This window comes from Rhizobium sp. BK650 (genome assembly GCF_014195325.1).
Classification (GTDB): domain Bacteria; phylum Pseudomonadota; class Alphaproteobacteria; order Rhizobiales; family Rhizobiaceae; genus Rhizobium.
This window is the reverse complement of the sequence record NZ_JACIBK010000016.1, coordinates 18,707-43,100: the sequence shown is the minus strand read 5'-3', so window position 1 is coordinate 43,100 and position 24,394 is coordinate 18,707. Positions and strand designations below refer to the sequence as shown.

Sequence of the window (24,394 nt, the reverse complement as noted above, 5' to 3'; positions counted from 1 at the left end):
TAGGAGTATTCGAGTTGAACTGGATCACTAACTACGTTCGCCCGCGGATCAATTCCATGCTGGGCCGTCGCGAAGTGCCGGAGAACCTCTGGATCAAGTGCCCGGAAACAGGCGAGATGGTCTTTCACAAGGACCTGGAAGGCAACAAGTGGGTCATTCCCGCTTCTGGCTACCACATGAAGATGCCGGCCAAGGCGCGTCTTGCCGACCTGTTCGACAATGGCGAATACGAATCCTTGCCGCAGCCCAAGGTCGCCCAGGATCCGCTCAAGTTCCGCGATTCCAAGAAATATATCGATCGTCTGCGTGACAGCCGACTCAAGACCGAGCAGGAGGACACTATCCTCGCCGGCCTCGGCAAGGTACAGGGTTTGAAGCTCGTTGCGGTCGTTCATGAGTTCAACTTCATTGGCGGCTCGCTCGGCATGGCTGCCGGTGAAGCGATCGTGAAAGCCTTCGAACGTGCGATCGCGGAAAAATGCCCGCTCGTCATGTTCCCGGCTTCAGGCGGCGCGCGCATGCAGGAGGGCATCATGTCGCTGATGCAGCTTCCTCGCACGACGGTTGCCGTCGATATGCTCAAGGAAGCGGGCCTGCCCTACATTGTGGTTCTGACCAACCCGACCACTGGTGGCGTGACAGCATCTTACGCCATGCTCGGCGATATCCATCTGGCCGAACCGGGCGCTGAAATCGGCTTTGCGGGCAAGCGCGTCATCGAACAGACGCTGCGTGAAAAGCTGCCCGAGGGCTTTCAGACGTCGGAATATCTGCTGGAACACGGTGTAGTCGACATGGTCGTCAAGCGTCATGACATTCCCGAAACGCTGGCGCGTCTTTTGAAAATCCTGACCAAGAAGCCGGCAACAGCAGCAAATGATGCCAATGGGGTGATTGCTCTGGCGGCAAGCGCCTGAGCAGCAGACCTCACAGGATAGGGCGGGCCGATGACGGACAGAGGCCAGATTGCGGTGAGTGAGGCGGCGCAGGAGATCGAAAAGCTCTTGGGATTGCATCCCAAGGGCTACGATCTGTCATTGGACCGCATCAAGCTCCTTCTGGAGGCCCTCGGCAATCCCGAGCGCGATCTTCCTCCCGTCATTCACATCGCCGGCACCAATGGCAAGGGTTCGACATCGGCCTTTTGCCGCGCGCTTTTGGAAGCTGGTGGCTACAGCGTTCATGTCCATACGTCGCCACACCTCGTCAACTGGCATGAGCGTTACCGCTTAGGCGTTGCCGGCGGTCGCGGGAAACTGGTTGACGATGCCGTCTTTGCCGAGGCTTTGCGGCGAGTGGCAAAGGCCAATGACGGTAAGAAGATCACCGTCTTTGAAATCTTGACGGCCGTCACTTTCATTCTGTTTTCCGAGCATCCGGCCGATGCCGTGATTATCGAGGTTGGTCTCGGCGGACGTTTCGATGCGACGAATGTCATCGAAGATCCTGCTGCTTCTGTCATCATGCCGATTTCGCTTGATCATCAGCCGTATCTCGGTGATCGCGTGGAACTGATTGCTGCGGAAAAGGCTGGTATTATGAAGCGCGGCCATTCGGTCGTCATCGGGCATCAGGAGTACGATGCGGCGCTTGATGTATTGATGTCGACCGCCGAGCGGTTGAACTGCCCGAGCGCGGTGTTCGGCCAGGATTTCATGGCGCATGAAGAATATGGCCGGCTGATTTATCAAGACGAATTTGGCCTCGCCGACCTGCCGTTACCGCGCCTTCCCGGGCGTCATCAATATGCCAACGCTGCCGCCGCCATCCGTGCCGTCAAGGCTGCGGGCTTCACTGTCACCGAACTGATGATGGAAAAGGCGATGGAGACGGTGGAATGGCCGGGGCGCCTGCAGAAGCTGACGAAAGGCAGGTTGTTGAGTCACGCACCGGCGAAATCGGAAATCTGGGTCGATGGTGGCCACAATCCGGGGGCCGGCGAGGTGATCGCCGAAGCCATGGCGAATTTCGAAGAGCGTCAGCCTCGCCCTCTGTTCCTGATCTCGGGCATGATCAACACCAAAGATCCGGTCGGCTACTTCAAGGCTTTCGCTGGATTGGTGGAAAAGGTCTATTCCGTGCCGATCCACGGCAGCGAAGCGGCGATCGATCCAGTTATCCTTGCCAATACCGCCTATGATGCCGGCCTTGTGGCAGAACCGATGTCATCCGTCACAGAGGCTCTGGACGCCATCGCCGCGGCCGTTGATCCCGCAGCGCCGCCACCCCGCATTCTGATTGGCGGCTCTCTCTATCTTGTCGGTGATGTACTGGCGGAAAACGGTACGCCCCCCAAATGAAAAACCCGGCATTTGCCGGGCTTTTCACATCAAACAATGTACTATCTTCAGGCCGCGCTGGAAATCCAGTTGGAAAGCGCTGTCTTCGGCTTTGCGCCGACGGAGATGTCGGCAACCTCGCCGCCCTTGAAGATCGCAAGGGTGGGGATGGAGCGAACGCCGAACTGCGCTGCCAGTTCCGGGTTTTCATCGATATTGAGTTTGGCAACCTTGACCTTGCCGGCCATTTCGGTCGCGATTTCTTCAAGGCTCGGAGCAATCATTTTGCATGGGCCGCACCATTCCGCCCAAAAATCGACGACGACGGGTTCTGAGGATTCCAGAACTTCCGCCTGAAAATTGTTGATATCGACCTTAACGGTAGCCATAGGCTGCTCCTTTACCGGAATTTGCTGTTGGACAAGATGTGAGGGTGCGGTGCCGGAATTTCAATGTCCGATATTTCACTTTGTGTTGAGTCCTGCAAGTGCAGAAGCCAAGGTCTGCTCGCGGAGTCTATGGATGGTGGCGTTTTCCGTGTAAATCAACATGCAATCAATCCGCTTGGCCGGATAAAGCGGCTTCAGGATTTCCCGGTAGATGGCGAGCTGGGCTTTGTGGGCAAAGGGGATTTTCTCTTCGGTCGCTGGCGGCACGCGGTTCGTCTTGTAATCCATGATGACGACCCCGTCAGGCAGCACAGCAAGCCGGTCGATGCGGCCAGAAACCGCATATTCCCGGCCCTCCAGAGTCAACGTTCCCATGATCGAAATCTCGGCCTGTGCATGGACATTGAAGACGGCCTGTAGCCTTTCGTCGTGCAAAAGTCTGATAACCGAATCGACCAGAACCTGCCGTTCGGCGATGGGCCAGAACCTCGCGGCGCGTTCGGCATAACGTTTTGCCGCCTTAATTCTCTCCTCCGCCGGGATATCCGGCAAGGCCTGGAGCATTCTGTGAATAAGACGGCCCTTCTCAAGGGAACGATCATTGCTTTCCCGGTTGCCGAAAAGCGGTGAAACGACGAGTAAGTCATCCGCCTCTTCGTCGATGATCGTTCCGGCGCCGGAAGGGCTGAGCGGCCGCGGCAACTGTTTCTGCGGCGGCAGGGGCTGGAAGAGAACCGGCGGGACCGTTTCGACGCTCGCCTGTTCCTGAGCGCGATCCAGCCGCTCGAAGCTGCGCTCGACTTGCGGCACGCGCCAGCGGACGCCTTCCCATTCTCCGTCAGGGCCGGAGAAGCGTGCCTTCTGGACATGCGGATGGTCCTCGCTGAGCGCGCTCGATATCATCATGTGCCAAGTATCGTTGTTCTGCCGCATGCCGCGATAACCGCAGACGACCAATCGGTCGGCGGCGCGCGTCATTGCGACGTAGAGGAGGCGCCGGTATTCCTCTTCCGCAAGCAGCTGAATACGTGCCGCATCACTCAATGTGAGCGAGTTGCCGAGATCGTTGACCGGTATCCAGACCGGTATCGGCGGCTCGTCCGGTCCAGAATCAATCAGCCTGAACTTCGGCAGATGCGTATGCGTAAACGCCTTGGAGCCGCCGTCGACGAGGAAAACGATTGGCGCTTCGAGACCTTTGGAGGCATGCACCGTCATGATGCGCACCTCGTTCCTGCCCTTGTCCTGCTCTCGTTTTACTTCCGGCGCTTCGAGTTCCAGCGTCGAGATGAAGGATTGCAGCCCTGGCAGCGCCGACGTCTCCTGATCGAGCGCAAAAGTCAGGAATTCGTCGAGAATATCGCTGGCTTCACTGCCGAGCCGCGCCAGGAATTGCCGCCGGCCACCGTGGCTGCCGAGAACTCGGGCATAGAAATCATGGACCGAGAGGCTCCGGGACTGGGCGAGAAAGAGCTCCAGCCGCGCGACAACCGCACGGAACCGTTCATGGCCATCGGCGGCATATTTGCGAAGATGCTGCCAGACGCTTTCGTTGTCGCCGCGTAGCGCCGCAACCGCAAAAATATCCTCTTCCGCAAGATCGAAGAGCGGGCTCTTCAGGACCGCGGCAAGAGAGAGATCATCTTCAGGCAGGAGCAGAAACCGGCCAAGCGCCATCAGGTCCTGCACGGCTATATGGCTGGTGAGCACCAATCTGTCGGCGCCGGCAACCGGAATGTCGCCACGCCGCTTGAGTTCGCGTGTCAGCGCAGTGACGAAAGCATCGCGTTTGCGCACCAGCACGAGAATATCACCGGCTTCGATGAACCGTTCCTTGCCCTTGTCGACGATCGTTTCGCGGCCGACGAGAGCGCCGATCGTATGGGCGATCCGCCGCGCCAGGATAGCGGCCGGTGCGCTTTCGGGCGTGGCGTCGAAGGGAGCGGTCCAGTCCTCGTCCTTGACCACGATATCGGGCACGACCATGTCCCAGAGATCGACGGCGCCCGGATGGCCAATACGGCTCGAACGATGGACGACCGGTTCCATGCCGAGACCGCGTGCATTATCCGCCGGGGTGAAGATATGATCGACGGCGTGCAGGACGTCGGAGGTGGAGCGGAAGGAAAGCGGCAGGCGTACAGTCGAAAAGTCGAGACCGCTGTTCTGCACCCGGCGCTGCGTTCGTTCCTTTTCCTCGGAAAACCGTTCCGGCCGCGCTCCCTGAAAGGAGTAGATGGACTGCTTTTCGTCGCCGACCGCAAACAGCGTGCGAACCACGGGCCGCGCGCTCTCGCCGGAGAAGAAATCCTCCGCGAGCGACTGGATAACGCTCCATTGGATGGGACTGGTATCCTGTGCCTCATCGACGAGAATATGGTCGATGCCTTGGTCGAGCTTGTAGTGGATCCATGGGCCAACGTCGCTCTTCGTGAGCAGCTCGGCGGTGCGGGTGATAAGATCTTCGAAGTCGAGATGGCTGCGCTGTTTCTTGAGCTCCTCGTAATCACGGTTCAAGCGGTCCGCGAGCACGAGGGCGGCGTGCGTTGCCGTGTACATCCGCATCATTTTCAGCTTGTCGCGGCAATCGACGATATGGGTGCGTGCAGAGGCGATCGCATCGGCGAGTTGCGGTGCTGCAGCGAGCATTGCCTTGACGAAGAATTGTCCGTCCGTCTTCGGTTCTCCCTTGGCGGTCAGGAAAACCTTTTCCAGAATCTGCGTGCGGGCTGTGGCATCACGTTCGCGGGCCGCGCGTCTTAACCCTTCTGCAACCTCTTGCGCCTTCGCTCCGCCCTTTTCCATGGCAAGCGACAGGTAGGCTTCCAGCGCCGAGCCGGAGAGGCCGGGTAGGGGCCAGTACCGGTCGGCCAATCTTTCTTCCGTATCATCAGGCGCAAGTCCAAGCCTCCGCCGCAGCCATTGGTCGACGCCACCATGTTGCTCGGCTGCAATCATGAATCGGCGTATGGCATTGCGGTTGGCAACGATTTCGCCGAGCAGGTTGTCGAGCCCCGATTCGTCGCCGAGGTTGAGCACGTAGGCGAAGGCATCGGCGAGATCGCGGTCCTTCTCCGGTGCCGTCGATGTCAGCAGGGAGCGGCGTGCATCGGCAAGCAACGTCGCCGCCGCCCGATCATCGAGAACCGAGAAGTGGCCGGCGACATTCGCTTCCAGCGGAAACTGATGAAGCAGCGCTTCGCAGAACGCGTGAATCGTCTGGATCTTCAATCCGCCTGGCGTCTCCAACGCCCTGGCAAACAGCCGACGTGCCTCCGCGAGCTTCAAGGAATCCGGCTCACGGCCTTCGATTTGTTTAATGCGCTTGGCAAGCTCCTCGTCCGGAAGAACTGCCCATTCGGCAAGCCGCTCGAAGACGCGGTTCGACATTTCGGAAGCGGCAGCCTTGGTATAGGTGAGGCAGAGGATCGCCGAGGGTCGCGCGCCGGAGAGCAAGAGCCGGATGACCCGCTGCGTCAGGACATGCGTCTTGCCCGAGCCGGCATTTGCCGACACCCAGGCGGAACGCGCAGGGTCGGAAGCGATCGCCTGCTGGATCGTTGTCCAACTGATCCAGGTACCGGGATCATCGCTCTCGGGAAGCGCGGTCGGATCAATCATCGCCGCCTCCCTCCGGATCAGCCGTCGCCCATTCCGCAACGCGCGCGAGATGGTCGTAATCACCGCCGAAGTCGAACTGCTGGGCGGGGATCAGCCGCGAGGTAAAGCCCTTCTCGCCCGACTGCAGCAAGCTGACGAATTTCACCAGCTGGTCGATCGATTCCTCGGCGAGCTGCATGGCCGATTTTGCCTTGTCGCTATTTGCTTCCTCGTTATTGACCTTGTCGACCAGAAAACGCGTCCCTGGTCGCAGGCGTACATACAGAAGATCATTGGGAACAAGGCTGCCCGCATCGCGAAAGGCCCCTGCGCGGAGCGCCGCCGCTTCCAGCGCGAGCTGTGGGTCCAGCAACGCGCGGGCCTGCGTCGGTGATGGGTTATAGCCAGTCTTGTAATCGATGATATCGGCGGTGTTCGGTCCTCTGACGTCGATGCGGTCGGCGACACCAGTGAGCCGGATATTGATCCCGTCGAGTTCAACCCCGCCTCTCACTTCCGTCAGCCGCTTTTGAACATCGGACTGCCGCCCGGCCTCCCACGTCAGGAAGGCGCGTGCGACCTCGCGAAAGCGTGGCCGCCAGACAGCATCGATATGCGGCGGCAACTTCTCCATGTCGAAAAGTTCAGTCAGGATGACTTCCATCGCCGCTTCCGCTTCAGGCGTTCCGGCAATATGACCTTCGCGGACAAAGCGGTCGATGATCTTGTGGTAGAGCGTGCCGCGCTCCGCTGCGCCAGGATCGCGATTGAAGGCGTCGACAGGATCAAGCCGCAGCACACGACGCGCGTAGATTGCGTAGGGGTCGCGGCGCAGCCGGCCTACCTCGCTAAAGGAATAGGATTTGGGCTGCAACTCGCGTGGTGGCCTGGGCGAGGGCCTTTGCGCCGGTGCCTGGCTGTCACCGTGATCGATCTGGCCGGCCCAGTGAACGAAACGTGCGCCGCGTTCGCGCAATTGCTCTTCGAAATGCTTTCCGCCGAGCGCCAGAAGCCGCTGCAGCCATCGGGAGGCGACGGTCGGCGTCGAGCCCTGGCGTAGTGCTCGCGAATAAATGAGGTGGCGCGTGCCGTTCGCCATCTCGAAATCATGCGCCAGCTGACCGATACGCCGTTCCGGCGGTTCCAGCCCGATCTCCGTTTTCATCATGCGGGAGATGAAGGGGTTGTTGGCAGTCTGTCCCGGCCATGACCCTTCATTGAGGCTGCCGAGGATCAGCGTATCGACATTCTGTAGCCGCGCTTCCAGCGTGCCGAAGATGAAGAGGCGAGGGTGGCTGAGCGCACCGGGCTTGACGGCTTGCCCCGCCGATAACGCCTGCATGATATCGATCCATTGCGGCCCGTCCGCTTCCATTTGGCCGTCGGTATCGATGACTTCGCCGAGCAGGCTTGCCAGGGCATCGCCCGCCTCGCCGGACCAGAGGCCGGCCAGATTTCCGTATTCATCTGCAGCGACACCTTCCAGAGCGCGTCCCGTCCGCTCGGCCCACTGTGAGAGCGTCATGCTTTTCGGTTGGCCATCGTCACCGTGATGCCGCCCCAGCGCCGATGCGAGCGGCTCGACCGCGTTCTGTACCTGGTGGGTAAGTTGGCGAGCCATATCGAACGCCCCTGGCGGAAGCGATTTGCGCCACACTGGCGCATGCCTGTCGAGAGCCTGTTCCGCAAGCTGGTGGTCGAGCAGCTGCTCGAGCGACCCGATAGCCACTTCGGCCACACCACCACGCAGCGCCAGAAGCTCCAACGCTTCAACCGCCGCGGTCAGCAAGTTGCGTTCCAACCTGAAACGGGCAAGTGGATGCTTGAGCAATGAAACGATTGCGACCGGATCGCCGGGACGCAGCGTTGCCTCCAACAGCAATTGCAGCAGCGTGCCCTGCGGCGTCGCTGAAAGCGGCGTACCGGCCGAATCGTCGGCAACAATGCCGAAGCGGGAGAGTTCTGCCATGACCCGGCGGGCAAGATTGCGGTCGGGCGTAATGAGAGCAGCCCGGCTTTCGCTGTCTTTGCCCGGCCGCTCAAGCGCCAGCCGCAGAGCAACGGCGATTGCTGTCGCCTCTTCGCGTTCATTGGCAGCTTCGATCAGTGAAACATCCGCGAATGCTTCAGTGACCGCCCCTTCGCGTAAGTCCTTCTTCCATGCACCCCAGTCGCTTGTCGCTTGCGACGGCGTCAAGGCACGGGAAAGGACCTCGGCTCGGAACCTGAGATCGGAATCCGGCTCTTCGAGAGACCGTACATCGTCGCGGGTGAGTTTCAGGCGCTTCAGGAGCACGGCAAGGCCATATTGTGGATGTGTGCGGCTTGCGGGGTTGGCTGGCTGTCCCGGCAGAAGATCGGGCGCGACCAGAAGCCAATGTTCCTCCGGCATGGAAAGATCGAGGCCGGGCAGCACGATCACGCCTTCGGGCAGATCTGCTACGGCGCCGATCAGGTCGGCGGTCGCAGGAAGCGAACCCGTCGAACCGGCGATGATAATCGGCCCGGCAGGTTTCAGCGCCGAAAGCCGGCCGGCCTCGGCGCGCAAGATTGCATTGCGGTGGCGGGCCGGCGAGGAGCGGTCGAGCTCGACAAGGCGATCGGGCCAGAAGGCGCTGGCGATCTGAAGGAACTCGGCCGTCAATTGCCACCAGGCCGCATAGTCGCCGGTATCGAGCTTTGCGAGCTCGGTCCAAGCCAGGTCCTCGGTTTCGATCGAATCGATCAGCTCTGCAAGATTGCGGGCAAGCCAGATGGCATCAGCCGGGCTCGCAGGGGCGACGAGAGGCGATTCCGAATGGATATGCCGGACAATCTCGGGCAATTTGTTGCGCCAGGCGAGGATCAGCCGCGCCAGTTCCAGAAGCCGTGCCGTATTGGAAAGCGGCTGGGCAAGATCGATCGTCGCAGGCAGCGCCTCGTCGAAATAACCGCTATCGTCATCCGTCTCGCCGAGCGGGCGGATAACCGGCAGGATTGCCGATCGCCCCCCGAGCAGGTCGACGAATTCGGAGCGCAACACGCGCACGGCGCGCCGCGTCGGCAGATAGATCGTCACCTTGGCAAGCGACAGCGGATCGGTGGGATCATGCCGAAAGAGAGGCGTGAGGCGTCCGTCACATAGCGATGCCGCCAGCGTTCTAAGGAACGGAACGCCTGACGGGATCGTGAGAATGCGTGGCTGATGCCTCTCCGCCATCCTTCATGCAAACGTCCGGAACCGCCGGATCGTTTCCTCTGCTTCGTCGATCGCTTCGGGCGTGCCAACCGTCAGCCAATGGCCCTCCATCAGCATGCCGAAGAGCCTGCCGCGGGCAATCGCCTTGTCGAAATAGATGTTGAGATTGAAGGCTTCCTTGGGCGCATCATCAAACAGTGTAGGGCTCATGACGATCGCACCGGCATAGACGACCGGATTGGAGGAACCGTCACGATAGCGGGTCAGCCGGCCGTCGGCGCCAAGGCTGAAATCATTCTTGCCGTTATGGCCTGTCGTGTCCTCAATGCGCACACAGAGCAATGCCATATCCATCTGCTTTGCATCGAAGAATCCGGCTAAACGCTTCAGATTGCTTGGCTGTCCTGCGGGTTCGCCGATCCAAAATAGATCGGCATTCATGACGAAGATCAGGTCTCGGTCGAGCAGCTTGAGTCCTTTTGCAAGGCCGCCGCCAGAATTCATCAGCGCATCACGCTCGTCGGAAATGAAAATATCGAGCCCGCGATAGTTTTTCAGATGGTCTTCCATCTGATCGGCGAAATGATGGACATTGACGACAGCACGCTCAACGCCAGCTTCCACCAGGGAGTCAAGCGTATAGTCGATCATCGGCTTTCCGCTGATCTTCACCAGGGGCTTTGGGATCGTGTTGGTAATCGGGCGCATGCGGGTTCCAAGCCCCGCGGCCAGTACCATGGCTTGTCTGATGGTCATACTGATCCGGTCTTATGATTCGACTGGGACTATTCCAGCCCTTGCGCACCATTCGCGCAAGGGGGCAAGCGCCTCGTGTTCCAGCGCCACCCTCAGATAAGATAACGTGCGAGGCATATGTTGCAGATAGCCGGATTTGCCGTCCCGCTGCAAGAGCCGCACCCACAGGCCGGCAAGTTTGCAGTTGCGCTGCGCCGACATGATGGCCCATGCCTTCATAAATCCGGCTTCATCAAAACCACCTTGGGCCCGCCGGAGCGAAAGATAGTCATCCATTAGCTGACGGAAGAGATCCGGTTCGATTGTGACGCGGGCGTCTTGGACGATCGAAGCAAGATCATAGGCGGTCGGTCCGATCATCGCATCCTGGAAGTCGATAATGCCGATCTTGCGGATGCCGCTTTCATGTTCCCGCCAGATGATGTTGGGCGAATGGAAGTCACGGAGCAGCAGATTGGTTTCGGCCGACTGCAGTTCGTCGATCAGGTGATCCCAGATCGCAAGATATTCCTCGCGCTCGGCATCGGTGGGTGGGCTGCCACGCTTCCAGGCAATATGCCAGTCTAAAACGAGCCGCACCTCCATGGTCATCGCCGCGCGATCGAAGTCCGGAATATGATGCGTATGCGTGGCTGTAACCGAGATGTCCTGCGGGATCTGCATCGAATGAAGATGGGCAAGGCAAGCGACGCTTTCCCGGTAGCGCTCGGCGATCGGCCGGCCTTTGTCATCCAGTATGCCCTCGGTACCGAGATCCTCGATCAGCAGGATGCCCTGCTCGTAATCGACCTTCTCGATTTTGGGGGTCGCAAAACCGCGCTCGCGCAACGTATCGGCAATAGCGACGAAAGGGTAGGCATCCTGCGCCAGATGAGCGACCTTCGGGTATGGCTTGCCGTCATAAATCGGCGGCCCTTCCGGCGGCGGCCGCCAATCCATGAGAATTTTTCGCGAGCTGTCGCGAAGACGGAAATATTCATAGGCGCGAAGCGAGGCGTCGCCGGTCAGGAACCGGCGCTCTGCGTCGCCGTAACCGGCATCCGTGAGGAAACAGCGGATTGCCAGGACGCGACGGATACGAGCTGCCGCATTCTCCGGTGCCGTGATCGTCGCACGTCGGCCTTTACCCTCGTGCTCGAGCCGCAAGGCGATACGCGATGTTGGCAATTCGCCTTCCGCCATCTCGGGCCATTCAACCAGGCAGATGCCGTTTTCCAGCGCTTCGTCAAAGCCGAGTTCCGTCAGCTCCGAGGAATCGCCGAGCCTGTAGAGATCGAAATGCGAGACGGGAATGCGCAGCTCGTAGGATTGCACCAGCGTGAACGTCGGACTTGGAACGTCCAGCCCGTCATCGTCGGCTATGGTGCGCAGGAAGGCACGTGCGAGCGAGGACTTTCCCGCACCGAGATCGCCTGATAGCGCCAGACAATCGCCCGCCTTCAGCGCAAGCGCAAGATCATTGCCGAGACGGTCTGTTGCCGCCTCGTTTTCGAGAAAAAGCGATATCACCTCGCCTTGGGTCATTCTGCGGCGACGGAATGCGGCAGGTTGATGGAGGGGATACGGCAGGTCACCGTCGTTCCCTTGCCTGGCTCGCTGTCGATGCTGACCTCGCCATTATGTAGGCTGACGAAGCTGTCGACGATCGAAAGGCCGAGGCCCGCCCCGCCGCGTTTTCCGCTCTTGGCACCGGTCGCGAAGCGATCGAAGACCGTCGATATCATCTCGGGAGAAATGCCGGGGCCGCGATCCCGGACTGAGAAGACGAGATCTGTGCCTTCCCGGTGGCATTCCAGCGAAATGGATGCACCTTCCGGCGAGAAATTGGCGGCGTTGGCCAGGAGCTTCAGCAAGATCTGCTTTAGCCGCTGCGGGTCGGCAACGATCGAGCCGAGATAGGCTGGAGCGGTGATTGCAAGCGAGACGCCGCTTTCCTGCAGCCGGTCTGCGATCTGCATGGAGACGTCGTCGAGAAGATCGGCGAGATCAATTTCCGCGTAGTTGAGCTTCATGATGCCGGCATCGACGGTAGCGAGATCGAGGATGTCATTGACGAGCGTCAACAGTACGGAAGACGAGGTGGCGATATGATCGATATATTCGGCCTGCCGTTCGTTTAGCGGGCCGACGCCCGGCGTGCGCAAGAGATCGGTGAATCCGATGATGTTCGTCAGCGGCGAACGGAGCTCATAGGAGACATGCTGTACGAAGTCGTTCTTCAGCTCGTCCGCCTTGCGCAGCGCCTCGTTCTTTTCTGTCAGCGCCCGCTCCGCGCGGACGCTATCGGTCATGTTGACGAAGGTCAGCATGGTCTGTGCGTTCGGCAGCGGCGTGACGGCAAAGTCGAGCACGAGGCCGGACAGCAGTTCGAGCGTTCCCTGGCTGGAACGGCGTTCGTCGTCGAAGCTGGTGATCAGCTCGGCAAAGGTTTTCCAGCCATCCGGCTGGTCATAGGAGGGTCCGCAGGCTTCGCCGATGGCACGGATATGCGTCCCGGGTTTGGCTTCCGTCTCGGTGATCCCCCACAGCGCGCGGAAGGCCGGGTTAGAGAGGCGGATACGTCCATCGGGCCCGAAAACGGCGACGCCTTCCGACAGATGGTCAATTGTTTCACCCTGGACCTTCACTAGCGTATTGTAGCGCGTTTCGAGATCCACCTGTTCGGTCAGGTTTTCGAAGACCCAGGTTGCGCCGCCCTGCGGATGTGCGGTGGCGAAGACACGCAGCGTCTGCCCGTTCGGCAGATGCCAGAGGTCGGATTGCGTATCGAGCGAACGATAGACGGAAAGTGCTGTTTCCTTCCACGATTTCCAGTTCAGCTGGTCGGGCAGTTTCTTGGCGGCGCGCAGGCGTTCCAGAAGCTCACTATTGTCGGGCTTGCTTTCGAGGAAAGCGATATCGAATTCCCAAAGCGAGACGAATGCCTGATTGTAGAACTGCAGCCGGCGGTCGCCGTCGAAGATAGCAACGGGCGTTGCGAGATGATCGAGCGTCTCGGCATGGCTCTTCAGCGTCCGCTCCAGTTCGGCGCGAACCGCCTCGACATCAGAGACGTCGACTGCAATACCCGCTGAGCCGCTGGGAACCTTGACATCGACCACGTCGAAGAAGGTGCGGTTGCCGCGCACCACTGTCGAAATCGTGTCGTGGAAGGGCGATTCCGGCGTTGCAGTAGCGCGGATGCGCTCACGGGCGATGGTCGTCAGGATTTCACGGCCTTCATTGACGGCTTGGTCCGGCGATTGTGCTTCGACAGCATCTCCATAGGCATGGTTGACCCAGGTCAGACGGCCGGAGGTATCGCGCTGCCAAGCCGGCATGTCGATTGCGTCCAGCATCGTCTGAAAGGCGGAGATCGAGGTCATCAGCCGATCGCGCTCGATCTTCAGTTCGGCCAGTTCCGCCCGCAGATTGTTGAGTGCAACGAAACGGACGAAAGCACGACCGCCGGAAACCCGGCCCTGCGCCTCGAGCACTTCATCACGGATGGTCTCGACCACCATGTCGAAGCTTTCCGCCTGCTCGCGAAGGCGACCGATGGCTCGCTCCAGTTCGGAAGCCGATCGGGCTTTCAGCCAAAGACCGAAGGCAAGGAATTCATTGTCTTGCGGCGCGCCGGTTTCCGGCGGAAGCTGACCGAGCAATTCCGGCCGGGCGACGCCGTCCCAGATGACGATACGCCGGTTCTTGTCGGCGATGAGCGCCTGATATTGCGAAATGCGCTGCTGCGCATCCGAAAGTGCCGAGCGAATTTCTCGGCTTTCGTTTTCCAGATTGCCGCGCTGGCGCACCAGCCACAGCGTCGAAAGCAGGGCAGCCGAAATAACGCCGATGACGACAGAAAGGCCAACGACCTGCGAGGAGGTAAACAGATGTGCCGACGCGCCAATGCCGGTCGCCGACTGCGCCAGGGCCGGCCACGCCGGAGCGGCAACAGCGGTGCTAGCAGCACACAGCTTTGCAATATGTGCCAAAGACCATAGCTTTTGCCTTGCGGCCAAAGGGGCCGCGGCAAACTTATATTTTTGGCCTGCCTGAAGCGGGCGGTCAGCGGCGTAGGCACTGTCCTCCACCTGGCTGGGCAGGCTGTATTTCATTTCCGACATCCCCGGTATGTCTCCGTCCTTTAATGTGCCGCATCACGACAAGACATCCCATTTTCGTGGAAAACAGAGAGCTCCGCAGCCACGAATCAAGTCTTAAAACAATACTTCGTTAGGGAATCGTCGGAAAGGGAGCGTCCAAAAAATAAGCCCCGGCATTTGTCAATGCCGAGGCCACCACATCTTGTGGATATCGAAGGTAAAATCAGTATCTGTAGTGGTCGGACTTGAACGGGCCCTGCGGCTTCACGCCGATATAGGCAGCCTGCTCTTCGCTAAGCTGGGTAAGCTTCACACCGAGCTTGTCGAGGTGAAGGCGCGCAACCTTTTCGTCGAGGTGCTTCGGCAGGATATAGACCTTGTTCTCGTATTGGCCGGGCTTGGTGAAGAGCTCGATCTGCGCCAGCGTCTGGTTGGTGAACGATGCCGACATGACGAAAGACGGATGGCCTGTCGCATTGCCGAGGTTCAGCAGGCGGCCTTCGGAGAGAAGGATGATACGGTTGCCCTTCGGGAACTCGATCAGGTCGACCTGCGGCTTGACGTTGGTCCACTTGAGGTTACGCAGTGCTGCAACTTCAATTTCGTTGTCGAAGTGGCCGATATTGCCGACGATCGCCATATCCTTCATCTGACGCATGTGGTCGATGCGGATGACATCCTTGTTGCCGGTCGTGGTGATGAAGATATCGGCCGATGAAACGACATCTTCGAGCAGAACCACTTCATAACCGTCCATGGCGGCCTGCAGGGCGCAGATCGGATCGGCTTCGGTCACCTTGACGCGGGCGCCGGCGCCGGAAAGGGAGGCGGCAGAACCCTTGCCGACGTCGCCATAACCGCAGACGACGGCAACCTTGCCGGCCATCATCACGTCGGTACCGCGGCGGATACCGTCGACCAGCGACTCCTTGCAGCCATACTTGTTGTCGAACTTCGACTTGGTGACGGAGTCGTTGACGTTGATGGCCGGGAAAGGCAGCAGGCCCTTCTGGCTTAGCTGATAGAGGCGATTGACGCCCGTCGTGGTTTCTTCGGTGACGCCCTTGATGGCATCGCGCTGCTTGGTGAACCAGCCGGGCGTTGCGGCGAGGCGCTTCTTGATCTGGGCGAAGAGAATTTCTTCTTCTTCGGAATGGGGGTTGGAGAGAACGTCCTCGCCCGCTTCGGCACGGGCGCCGAGCAGGATGTACATGGTAGCGTCACCGCCATCGTCCAGGATCATGTTGGAGAGGCCGCCATCGGCCCACTGGAAGATCTTGTCGGTGTAGTTCCAGTAATCGACGAGGGATTCGCCCTTGATTGCAAAGACGGGGATACCCGCGGCAGCGATCGCCGCTGCGGCATGGTCCTGCGTCGAGAAGATATTGCACGAAGCCCAGCGAACTTCGGCACCGAGGGCCACCAGCGTCTCGATGAGAACCGCGGTCTGGATCGTCATGTGCAGAGAGCCGGTGATGCGCGCGCCCTTCAGCGGCTTGGATGCGCCGAATTCAGCACGGGAGGCCATGAGGCCTGGCATTTCAGTTTCGGCGATCGTGATTTCCTTGCGGCCGAAATCTGCAAGGCCGATATCGGCGACGACATAATCTTTTTCAGTGCTCATAGGGTTCTCCAGGCTGAAAACGTCTCGAAACATCGCAAGGACGCGACGATGACCGCGCGACGGTGACCGCGTGCTGAATGCACGACATGCTCGCCGTTTATCAGGCTTCGGCCGGGAAGGCAACGGGGATATAAAGAGGTCTTTATATCTTTATATGGCGCTGGAGATCAGATTTCTTCGCCGAACTTGTTCTGGATAAGCTGGTCGAGCGCATCCAGAGCTTCGGCGGCCTGATTGCCGGTCGCAGAGACGACGACGCTGGAGCCGGGGCTCGCCGCGAGCATCATCAGGCCCATGATGGAAGTGCCGCCGACCGTCATACCGTCCTTGGAAACGGTGATCGTCGCATCAAAGGCGTCGACGGTCTGAACGAATTTCGCGGAGGCGCGCGCGTGCAGGCCGCGCTTGTTGATGATCAGCAATTCCCGGGAGAGCGGCGTCATGAAGGCTTTCTATTTTCCGCTCAGCACCCGGCTTGCGACGTTGATATATTTACGCCCTGCCTCGGAAGCTTCGGCGAGCGCCTTTTCCATATTGTTTTCGCCGCGCACGCCGGCGAGCTTGATCAGCATCGGCAGGTTGACGCCGGCAATCACTTCGGTGTGGCCGCTGCTCATCACAGAAATGGCGAGGTTGGAAGGTGTACCGCCGAACATGTCGGTGAGAATGACAACGCCGTGACCGTCGTCTGCGCCGGAAACGGCTTCGAGAATGTCCTGTCGTCTCTGGTCCATATCGTCTTCCGGTCCGATGCAGACCGTTTCGATAAATTTCTGAGGACCGACGACGTGCTCTACGGCATGACGAAACTCTTCAGCCAGCTTGCCATGAGTGACAAGCACAAGTCCGATCATGATATTACTGCTCCCAATGGCATACCCAAACGGTGGCCCCAATATCGCAACGCAGCAATTACGTCCACCGGTGGAGGGACATCTTGGCTATCGAAAGCCGAAGTGCAAGATAAAAATATGATTATATAAGCCGTATTGGCTCGTCCCGGAGACCTCAGCTTCCAATTTCTGGCGCTTTTGCCATCAATACGGCAAGGGGTAGGGAGAGATTGGGCAACAGCCGCAATACAGGCAATTCGCATCCCTCGGCAAGAACCGCAGTTTCCCCTTCCTCGGGGAGCCGGTTCTCGCCCGTGGGGCTGCCCGGCAGGATTGCGATATGCATTGCCGCCTGGGCGACGTGATTTTGCCTTATGATGCCCGTGCCGCGCAGTTCGATGAGCCCGGCAATGGCAGGCGGGCAGGTGGCAATAACTGCGTTGTCCTGTTTTGAAAGAAGCACCTGATCGTCGGCCACGAGGGCAGAGAAAAGTCCCTGCCTCCGTGCCTCCGCCATGCAGGTAAACGCGGTCATCGATTTGCCCCAGCCCGAGGGGCCGGTGAATAGGAGACCGGTCTTTCCGATGACGATTGCGGTGGCGTGGATATTGATCATGCCGCGGCATCGGCGGGGAGAGCGAGGATGAAGCGGGCGCCAAGCAATTTACCGCTCTCGTCGTCGACGATGTTTTCGGCCCGCAACGAGCCGCCATGCGCCTCAGCGATCTGCCTGCTAATGGAGAGCCCGAGGCCGGAATTCTGACCAAAGCCTTCGGATTCCGGCCGGTCGGTATAAAAGCGTTCAAAAATGCGGTCGATATTTTCGGCCTGGATGCCCGGACCATTGTCTTCGATATAGACGACACAACGGGAACGGGTGCGGACCAGACGGACCGTGATCTTACCGTCCTGCTCCGGCACGAAGGAGCGGGCATTTTCGATCAGGTTGGTGATGATCTGTCCAATACGCAGGTCATGTCCTTTGACGACAAAGCGCGTCTTAACGTTGGGCTTGCGATCCACAGCATATTCGATCTCAACCTTCTTCTTGGTACTGCGGATCTGACGCGACACATCGATGAGGTCACGCAGAAACACTTCCAGGTCGACTAAGCCGGCGTCTACCCGTGCAAGCTCGGCATCGAGGCGGGATGCGTCCGAGATATCGCTGATCAGGCGGTCGAGGCGGCGGACATCATGCTGGATGACATCCATCAGCCGCTTCTTGGAATCGTCGGATTTGGCGAGCGGCAGTGTTTCGACAGCGCTGCGCAGCGAGGTCAGCGGGTTCTTCAGTTCATGGCTGACATCGGCCGCAAAGCTCTCGATCGCATCGATGCGGTCGTATAGAGCCGTCGTCATTTCGCGCAACGCGATGGAAAGGTTGCCGATTTCGTCCTGACGCACGGAAAAATCAGGGATCTCCTCGCGCTCTTTGGCGCCGCGGCGCACGCGTATGGCAGCCGCTGAAAGCCGGCGTAAGGGATTGGCGATCGTCGAGGAGAGAACGAGCGACAAAAGCACGTTGACGAGCGTTGCAACCCCGAACACGCGCATGATGGCGAGGCGCTCGGCATGCACGATATTGTCGATGTCGCCCGCCTGCGTCGAAAGCAACAACACACCCAGCACCGCCCGGAAGCGCTGGATCGGCACCGCAACCGAAACGATGAGTTCGCCCTTTTCCGTCGTGCGTACGACTGCGCCGCGCACGCCCGTCAGCGCATTCATCACTTCGGGGTAAATGGAGCCGTCGCCGCCCGGCGCTTCCTTATAGACAGGAAGATTGCCCGGCTGCAGCGCCTTGTTGAAGAGGGCGGTGAACCATTCGCCCCAGGTCTGCTTTTCTTCTTCCACCGGCGGCAGATCGAAACGCAGAACTTGGCCACGGGAATAAAGATGCCGGGAATCGAGCAGCAGATTTGCATCGGCATCGAAGATCCGGGCGCGTGTGCGAGTCGGCGAAATCAGCCGGCGAAGAACCGGGGCAACCTTTTCCGGATCGATCGGAAATTCGAGATCCTCGTCATTCGGCACCGGTGTGATGCTCTGGCCAGCCTGCAGCTCGAGCAGCTTCTGCGGGTCGATGGTGATCGAGTTCGTATCGACGGAAGCCGAGGCCGAAACCGCGCCGGCGATGATTTCGCCCTGCGTCAGCAAGCTCTCGACGCGAGCGTCGATCAGACCTTCGCGGAACTGGTTGAGATAGAGAATGCCACCGACGAGAACGAGCAAGGCGGCGAGGTTGAAGAAAACGATGCGGCGCGTCAGGCTCGAAAAGACGGCATTGCCGAAGATACGGCGGATCAGAGTGAAGGGATGTGACCAACGCCGGCCCCTGATGCGTCGGGTGCTCACGCCCTCCGCATCATCCAGATCTCTTTCCTGCACCAACTGTGCCAATGACAGGCCCTTTCGGAGGGCGGGGCCAGCTTGACCGGCCCGCCACCCTCAATCGTCTTTTGCCGCGCCGTTCGGCGTCAGGCTGCTTCGCGGAAGCGGTACCCCACACCGTAAAGCGTTTCAATCATATCAAAGTCCGTATCGACCATCTTGAACTTCTTGCGCAGCCGTTTGATGTGGCTGTCGATGGTGCGATCATCAACATACACCTGTTCGTCATAGGCGGCATCCATGAGGGCGTCGCGGCTTTTCACCACACCTGGGCGCTGCGCCAGCGAATGCAGGATCAGGAATTCGGTCACGGTGAGAGTGACTGCCTCGCCCTTCCAGGTACAGGTATGCCGCTCCTGATCCATGACGAGTTGGCCGCGCTCCAGCGAACGGGCCTGCTGGACCGCACCTGCCTTAGGCGCGCCGGCCGTTGCAACGCCGCCGGCTGCAGCCGCCTCGCGGCTCGATGCACGGCGCAGGACGGCGCGAACGCGCTCGACCAACAGGCGCTGGGAGAAGGGCTTGGTGATAAAATCATCGGCTCCCATTTTCAGGCCGAACAGCTCATCAATCTCTTCATCCTTGGAGGTGAGGAAGATGACCGGCATGTCCGACTTCTGTCGAAGCCGGCGCAGCAGCTCCATGCCGTCCATACGCGGCATCTTGATATCGAAGATCGCCAGATGCGGCGGGCGTGCGAGCAGACCATCCAGCGCTGAGGCGCCATCCGTGTAGGTCTCGACCTTATATCCTTCAGCTTCCAGTGCAATCGACACGGAAGTGAGAATGTTGCGGTCGTCGTCAACGAGCGCGATTGTCGGCATGGTATTCGTCTCCGTCATCGGTGCGCGATCTCCCGGATTTCGTCTCCCCAGGCGGTCTTTGGGACCGGTTGCGCTTATGGAGGATAAAGGTGGAACAAATTGTGGCAAAGATAAAGGGGCAGATTGCCGATCTTCACGAGGCGCAATCAAAAGTCGTGTGACAACTTGTTTCAACAAAGGGTCTTCAAACGATTTAAAACGGATCACCGGAATTTAAATCGATTAATTATTTGATATTGTTATATTTTCTAATCTCAATCCTATTGCCATTTAAAATTTCTCCTTTTACTTTTGCGCAGATTTTAACGGCCAAGGCGCCTCAGCGAAGGGAAAAGCTATGGAGACGTTCGGAGTTCACAACCAGGCAATCGAGCTGGCGACGATCGGTTTCAGCGACGTACGGAGCGTCCGTTATAACCTCTCCGCCGCTCTTCTTTACGAAGAAGCGATTCGCCGGAGAGAGGCCGAACTGACAGCCCAGGGCGCCCTTCGTGCAACCACTGGCCAGCATACGGGCCGTTCGCCGCGCGATAAGTTCGTCGTTCGCGACGGGAACACCGACGGTAAGATCTGGTGGGACAACAACAAGCCGATGTCGCCGGAGCATTTCGCACTTCTGCACAAGGATATGCTGGCCCATGCCGCGGGCAAGGATCTCTTCGTGCAGGACCTCATCGGCGGCGCCGATAGGGGCCAAGCGCTGCCGACCCGCGTTGTGACTGAATTCGCCTGGCACTCGCTCTTCATCCGCAATCTGTTGATCCGTCCGAAGGCCGATGTGCTCGCAGATTTTGCGCCGAACCTGACGATTATCGATCTGCCGAGCTTCAAGGCCGATCCCGAGCGTCATGGCTGCCGCACCGAGACAGTGATCGCCTGTGATCTGACCAACGGGATCGTTCTGATCGGCGGTACTTCTTATGCCGGCGAGATGAAGAAATCCGTTTTCACCGTGCTGAACTACCTTCTGCCGGAAAAGGGCGTCATGCCAATGCACTGCTCGGCCAATGTCGGCCCGGCCGGCGATGCTGCTGTCTTCTTTGGCCTGTCAGGTACGGGCAAGACGACGCTTTCGGCCGATCCCGCTCGTACGCTGATCGGCGACGACGAGCACGGCTGGGGCGAAAACGGCATCTTCAATTTTGAAGGTGGCTGCTACGCCAAGACCATCCGTCTCTCGGCAGAAGCCGAGCCGGAAATCTACGCCACCACCCAGCGCTTTGGCACGGTGCTTGAAAACGTCGTGCTCAACGAGAAGCGCGAACCGGATTTCGATGATGCGTCGCTGACCGAAAATACGCGTTGCGCCTACCCGATGGATTTCATTCCGAATGCATCGGAGACTGGCCTTGCTGGTCATCCGAAGACCATCATCATGCTGACGGCTGACGCTTTCGGCGTCATGCCGCCGATCGCCAAGCTGACGCCGGATCAGGCCATGTATCACTTCCTGTCCGGTTACACAGCAAAGGTTGCTGGCACCGAAAAGGGTGTCACGGAGCCTGAAGCGACCTTCTCGACGTGCTTTGGCGCACCCTTTATGCCGCGCCACCCCGCCGAATACGGCAATTTGTTGAAGGAACTCATCCGCCGCCATGGCGTCGAATGCTGGCTCGTCAATACCGGCTGGACCGGTGGCGCTTACGGCACCGGCAAGCGCATGCCGATCAAGGCTACCCGTGCGTTGCTGACGGCTGCCCTGTCCGGCGAACTTGCCAAGGTTGAACTCCGCGCCGATCCGAATTTCGGCTTTGCCGTTCCGGTCGCAGTGAAGGGCGTCGATACCGGCATCCTCGATCCGCGCTCGACCTGGGCCGACAAGCAGGCCTATGACGCGCAGGCTGAAAAGCTGGTCTCCATGTTCATCGCCAACTTCGCCAAGTTCGAGGGCCACGTCGACGGCGGCGTGCGCGACGCAGCGCCGGGCATCAAGGTCGCAGCCGAATAACTCGGTACTGGAACCAGTCGATTCACGTGAAACCCGGTCGCTTCTGCGCCGGGTTCACCCGCTTTTAATTTACGGCCATTATGCGTTAGAAGGCGGTATGGCCAGCGAAGCGCTCTATATCAACGACAGGATCACCATCGCCGGATGGGAGCTGACGGAACAGTTCGTTCTGGCAGGCGGCCCTGGTGGTCAGAACGTCAACAAGGTCTCGACCGCCGTCCAACTCTTCTTCAACATCCCGAATTCGCCTTCGCTTAGCGAGCGGGTCAAGGCCAATGCGATCAAGCTTGCCGGCAGACGCATGTCGAAGGACGGCGTCCTGATGATCGAGGCGAGCCGCTTTCGCAGCCAGGACCGCAATCGCGAGGACGCACGCGAGCGGCTGAAGGAACTGATCATCGAAGCCGCCAAACCGCCGCCGCCGCCGCGCAAGAAGACGAAACCGACCAAAGGCTCGATCGAACGGCGCCTGAAGGAAAAGTCGGGACGCTCGGAAGTCAAGAAGATGCGCGGCCGCCCAGGTGGCGGAGAATGATATGCCGGAGCTTCTGAGCGGCATCCGCCATCTGCCGGAATATTTGGACCGCGCTCGCCAGGAGGCGCTGGTCGATATCATCAGGGCTATCGTTGCCGAAGCGCCGCTCTATGTGCCGGTCATGCCAGGCACCGGCAAGCCGATGTCGGTGCGCATGACCAATTGCGGTTCGCTCGGCTGGGTGACGGATAAGGAGCGCGGCTATCGCTATCAGCCGATGCATCCGGCGACAGGCAGGCCGTGGCCGGCGATTCCTCAGGAATTGTCTGATATCTGGAACGACGTATCGGGCTATAAGAAGCCACCCGAAGCCTGCCTCGTCAATTTCTATTCGGATGACGCGCGCATGGGCCTGCATCAGGATAAGGATGAGACTGACCTGAAGGCACCGGTCGTTTCGATTTCGCTCGGCAATGCCTGCCTGTTTCGCGTGGGTGGAGTGAACCGCAGCGACAAGACCATCTCCTTCAAACTGTCGAGCGGTGATCTCGTCATTCTCGGCGGGCAAGGGCGGCTCTGCTTCCACGGCGTCGACCGCATCTATCCGGCCACGTCGACGCTTCTGAAGAACGGCGGCCGCATCAATCTGACGCTTCGCCGCGTCAATCCCTGAAGCGTTCACATTCTACAGTTTGCGCAACGCCACCTGTTCGATGAGGTGATCCTTGCCCTTGCGCAGGATGAGGTCGGCGCGCGGCCTTGTCGGCAGGATGTTCTGCCGCAGGTTCTTGAGGTTGATGTTCGCCCAGAGATCCTCGGCGATCGCAACCGCCTCCTCCTCGCTGATTGAAGCATAGCGGTGGAAGTAGGAATTCGGATCCCGGAAGGCCGTTTCCCTGAGGCGCATGAAGCGCGTAACGTACCAGTTGTGGATCTGCGTTTCTTCGGCGTCGATATAGATCGAGAAGTCGAAGAAGTCGGAGACCATCGGCACGATCTTGCCGTCTGCCGGAAGGTCGCGCGATTGCAGGACGTTGATGCCCTCGAAGATCAGAATATCGGGTCGGTCAACGATCTTGTATTCGTCCGGTAGCACGTCATAGACGAGGTGCGAATAGGAGGGCGCCTTCACATCCGGCAGGCCTGCCTTGATCGCCGACAGGAAACGCAGAATTGCGCCGGTATCGTAACTCTCTGGAAAACCCTTGCGCTGCATCAGGTTCTCGCGCTTCAGCACTGCATTCGGATGGAGAAAACCATCAGTGGTGACGAGATCGACCTTGGGACTGGAGGGCCAGCGGCCGAGCAGTTCCTTCAGAATACGCGCTGTCGTGGACTTGCCGACGGCCACGGAACCGGCAATGCCGATCACAAACGGGGTCTTCGTCACATTCGACAGGCTGAGGAACCGGTTGCGCTGCTTGAACAGCAGCTGCGACGATTCCACATGCGCCGAAAGCAGACGAGAGAGCGACAGGTAGATGCGCCTGACTTCATCGAGGTCGATCGGATCGCCCATGGAGCGCAACCGTTTGACCTCGTCTCCTGTCAACGTCAGCGGCGTATCGGCTCGAAACTTTGCCCACTGATCCGAGCTGAAGAAATGGTAGGGAGAATAAGAAGCGGTCTGGAAGTCATCCACCTTTTCCGCCACTCCGATGATCTGTGTCGCGATGCTCATGAACTCTACCGGCTGGCCTTTTCCTTGAGGCCGGATTGCGCGGTCCGCCGCGCAAGTTCGGTCATGACATTCTCTAGCGGTATTTCAGCAATCTTCAATACGACCATTAGGTGATAGAGAACGTCGGCTGCTTCATAGATGAGGTTATCGCGGTCGTTGGTGACGGCCGCCATCACTGCTTCGATTGCTTCCTCGCCGAGTTTCTTAGCTGCTTTCGGCTGTCCGCCCGCTACCAGCTTGGCGGTCCAGGATTCGTCGGCAGAGGCCTTCGCCCGCTCTTCGACGATCCGCTCGAGGTCGGAAAGGGAAAATCCGCTCATGGTCCTGC

The 24,394-nt window shown here is 59.4% G+C and carries 19 protein-coding genes; 5 read left to right on the top strand and 14 right to left on the bottom strand.

Annotation, left to right across the window (positions count from 1 at the left end):
• Positions 1 to 14 precede the first annotated feature (14 nt).
• Complete coding sequence (gene accD, locus FHX15_RS27795; protein ID WP_184401575.1) at positions 15 to 917, top strand: acetyl-CoA carboxylase, carboxyltransferase subunit beta; 903 nt, start codon at positions 15 to 17, stop codon at positions 915 to 917.
• A 30-nt stretch (positions 918 to 947) separates the two neighbouring features.
• Positions 948 to 2,300: a folylpolyglutamate synthase/dihydrofolate synthase family protein gene (locus tag FHX15_RS27790; protein WP_184401574.1), complete on the top strand. Its 1,353-nt coding sequence runs from the start codon at positions 948 to 950 to the stop codon at positions 2,298 to 2,300.
• Positions 2,301 to 2,347: 47 nt separating this feature from the next.
• On the opposite strand, the gene trxA is transcribed toward FHX15_RS27790, so the two are convergent.
• The 12 genes from trxA to FHX15_RS27730 form a co-directional block, all read right to left on the bottom strand.
• Positions 2,348 to 2,668, bottom strand: a complete 321-nt coding sequence (gene trxA, locus FHX15_RS27785) for a thioredoxin (RefSeq protein WP_184401573.1) — start codon at positions 2,666 to 2,668, stop codon at positions 2,348 to 2,350.
• A 75-nt stretch (positions 2,669 to 2,743) separates the two neighbouring features.
• Complete coding sequence (gene addA, locus FHX15_RS27780; protein WP_184401572.1) at positions 2,744 to 6,289, bottom strand: double-strand break repair helicase AddA; 3,546 nt, start codon at positions 6,287 to 6,289, stop codon at positions 2,744 to 2,746.
• Positions 6,282 to 9,467 (bottom strand): double-strand break repair protein AddB, encoded by a 3,186-nt coding sequence (gene addB / locus FHX15_RS27775; protein ID WP_184401571.1) that lies wholly within the window; start codon positions 9,465 to 9,467, stop codon positions 6,282 to 6,284. The genes addA and addB overlap by 8 nt, the downstream gene beginning before the upstream one ends.
• A 3-nt stretch (positions 9,468 to 9,470) precedes the next feature.
• Positions 9,471 to 10,202 carry a nucleotidyltransferase family protein gene (locus FHX15_RS27770; protein ID WP_184401570.1) on the bottom strand — a complete coding sequence of 244 codons (732 nt, stop codon included), beginning with the start codon at positions 10,200 to 10,202 and terminating at the stop codon, positions 9,471 to 9,473.
• 12 nt (positions 10,203 to 10,214) lie between these two features.
• Entirely contained in the window at positions 10,215 to 11,726 is a 1,512-nt protein-coding gene (gene tsaE / locus FHX15_RS27765) for a tRNA (adenosine(37)-N6)-threonylcarbamoyltransferase complex ATPase subunit type 1 TsaE (RefSeq protein ID WP_184401569.1), read from the bottom strand.
• Positions 11,723 to 14,308 carry a sensor histidine kinase gene (locus FHX15_RS27760; protein WP_184401568.1) on the bottom strand — a complete coding sequence of 862 codons (2,586 nt, stop codon included), beginning with the start codon at positions 14,306 to 14,308 and terminating at the stop codon, positions 11,723 to 11,725. Before FHX15_RS27760 ends, tsaE begins: the two co-directional genes overlap by 4 nt.
• 202 nt (positions 14,309 to 14,510) lie before the next feature.
• Positions 14,511 to 15,911: an adenosylhomocysteinase gene (ahcY, locus tag FHX15_RS27755; RefSeq protein WP_184401567.1), complete on the bottom strand. Its 1,401-nt coding sequence runs from the start codon at positions 15,909 to 15,911 to the stop codon at positions 14,511 to 14,513.
• Positions 15,912 to 16,078: 167 nt separating this feature from the next.
• The gene (locus FHX15_RS27750; RefSeq protein WP_184401566.1) at positions 16,079 to 16,354 is read right to left on the bottom strand and encodes an HPr family phosphocarrier protein; all 276 of its coding nucleotides are present in this window, start codon (positions 16,352 to 16,354) and stop codon (positions 16,079 to 16,081) included.
• A 9-nt stretch (positions 16,355 to 16,363) separates the two neighbouring features.
• Complete coding sequence (locus FHX15_RS27745) at positions 16,364 to 16,765, bottom strand: PTS sugar transporter subunit IIA (protein ID WP_007813746.1); 402 nt, start codon at positions 16,763 to 16,765, stop codon at positions 16,364 to 16,366.
• A gap of 154 nt (positions 16,766 to 16,919) precedes the next feature.
• The gene (locus FHX15_RS27740) at positions 16,920 to 17,360 is read right to left on the bottom strand and encodes an HPr kinase/phosphorylase (RefSeq protein ID WP_184401565.1); all 441 of its coding nucleotides are present in this window, start codon (positions 17,358 to 17,360) and stop codon (positions 16,920 to 16,922) included.
• Positions 17,357 to 19,147, bottom strand: coding sequence for a sensor histidine kinase (locus FHX15_RS27735; RefSeq protein ID WP_184401564.1), 1,791 nt, complete (start codon positions 19,145 to 19,147; stop codon positions 17,357 to 17,359). Before FHX15_RS27735 ends, FHX15_RS27740 begins: the two co-directional genes overlap by 4 nt.
• Before the next feature lie 77 nt (positions 19,148 to 19,224).
• A complete protein-coding gene (locus FHX15_RS27730) occupies positions 19,225 to 19,962 on the bottom strand; it encodes a response regulator transcription factor (protein WP_210290881.1) in 738 nt (245 codons plus the stop codon).
• A gap of 337 nt (positions 19,963 to 20,299) precedes the next feature.
• Here FHX15_RS27730 and FHX15_RS27725 point away from each other — a divergent pair, with 337 nt between their 5' ends.
• From FHX15_RS27725 to FHX15_RS27715, 3 genes are all read left to right on the top strand, one after another.
• Entirely contained in the window at positions 20,300 to 21,910 is a 1,611-nt protein-coding gene (locus tag FHX15_RS27725) for a phosphoenolpyruvate carboxykinase (protein WP_184401562.1), read from the top strand.
• 97 nt (positions 21,911 to 22,007) lie between these two features.
• Positions 22,008 to 22,445, top strand: coding sequence for an alternative ribosome rescue aminoacyl-tRNA hydrolase ArfB (gene arfB, locus FHX15_RS27720; RefSeq protein WP_184401561.1), 438 nt, complete (start codon positions 22,008 to 22,010; stop codon positions 22,443 to 22,445).
• Between the two features lies 1 nt (position 22,446).
• Positions 22,447 to 23,058 carry an alpha-ketoglutarate-dependent dioxygenase AlkB gene (locus FHX15_RS27715; protein WP_184401560.1) on the top strand — a complete coding sequence of 204 codons (612 nt, stop codon included), beginning with the start codon at positions 22,447 to 22,449 and terminating at the stop codon, positions 23,056 to 23,058.
• A 12-nt stretch (positions 23,059 to 23,070) separates the two neighbouring features.
• Here the strand turns inward: FHX15_RS27715 and coaA are convergent, their stop codons facing one another.
• Together coaA and FHX15_RS27705 are read right to left on the bottom strand one after the other, a co-directional pair.
• On the bottom strand, positions 23,071 to 24,066 hold the full coding sequence (gene coaA, locus FHX15_RS27710; protein ID WP_184401559.1) for a type I pantothenate kinase: 996 nt from the start codon (positions 24,064 to 24,066) through the stop codon (positions 23,071 to 23,073).
• 5 nt (positions 24,067 to 24,071) lie between these two features.
• The gene (locus tag FHX15_RS27705) at positions 24,072 to 24,386 is read right to left on the bottom strand and encodes a phosphoribosyl-ATP diphosphatase (RefSeq protein ID WP_184401558.1); all 315 of its coding nucleotides are present in this window, start codon (positions 24,384 to 24,386) and stop codon (positions 24,072 to 24,074) included.
• Between the last annotated feature and the right edge of the window lie 8 nt (positions 24,387 to 24,394).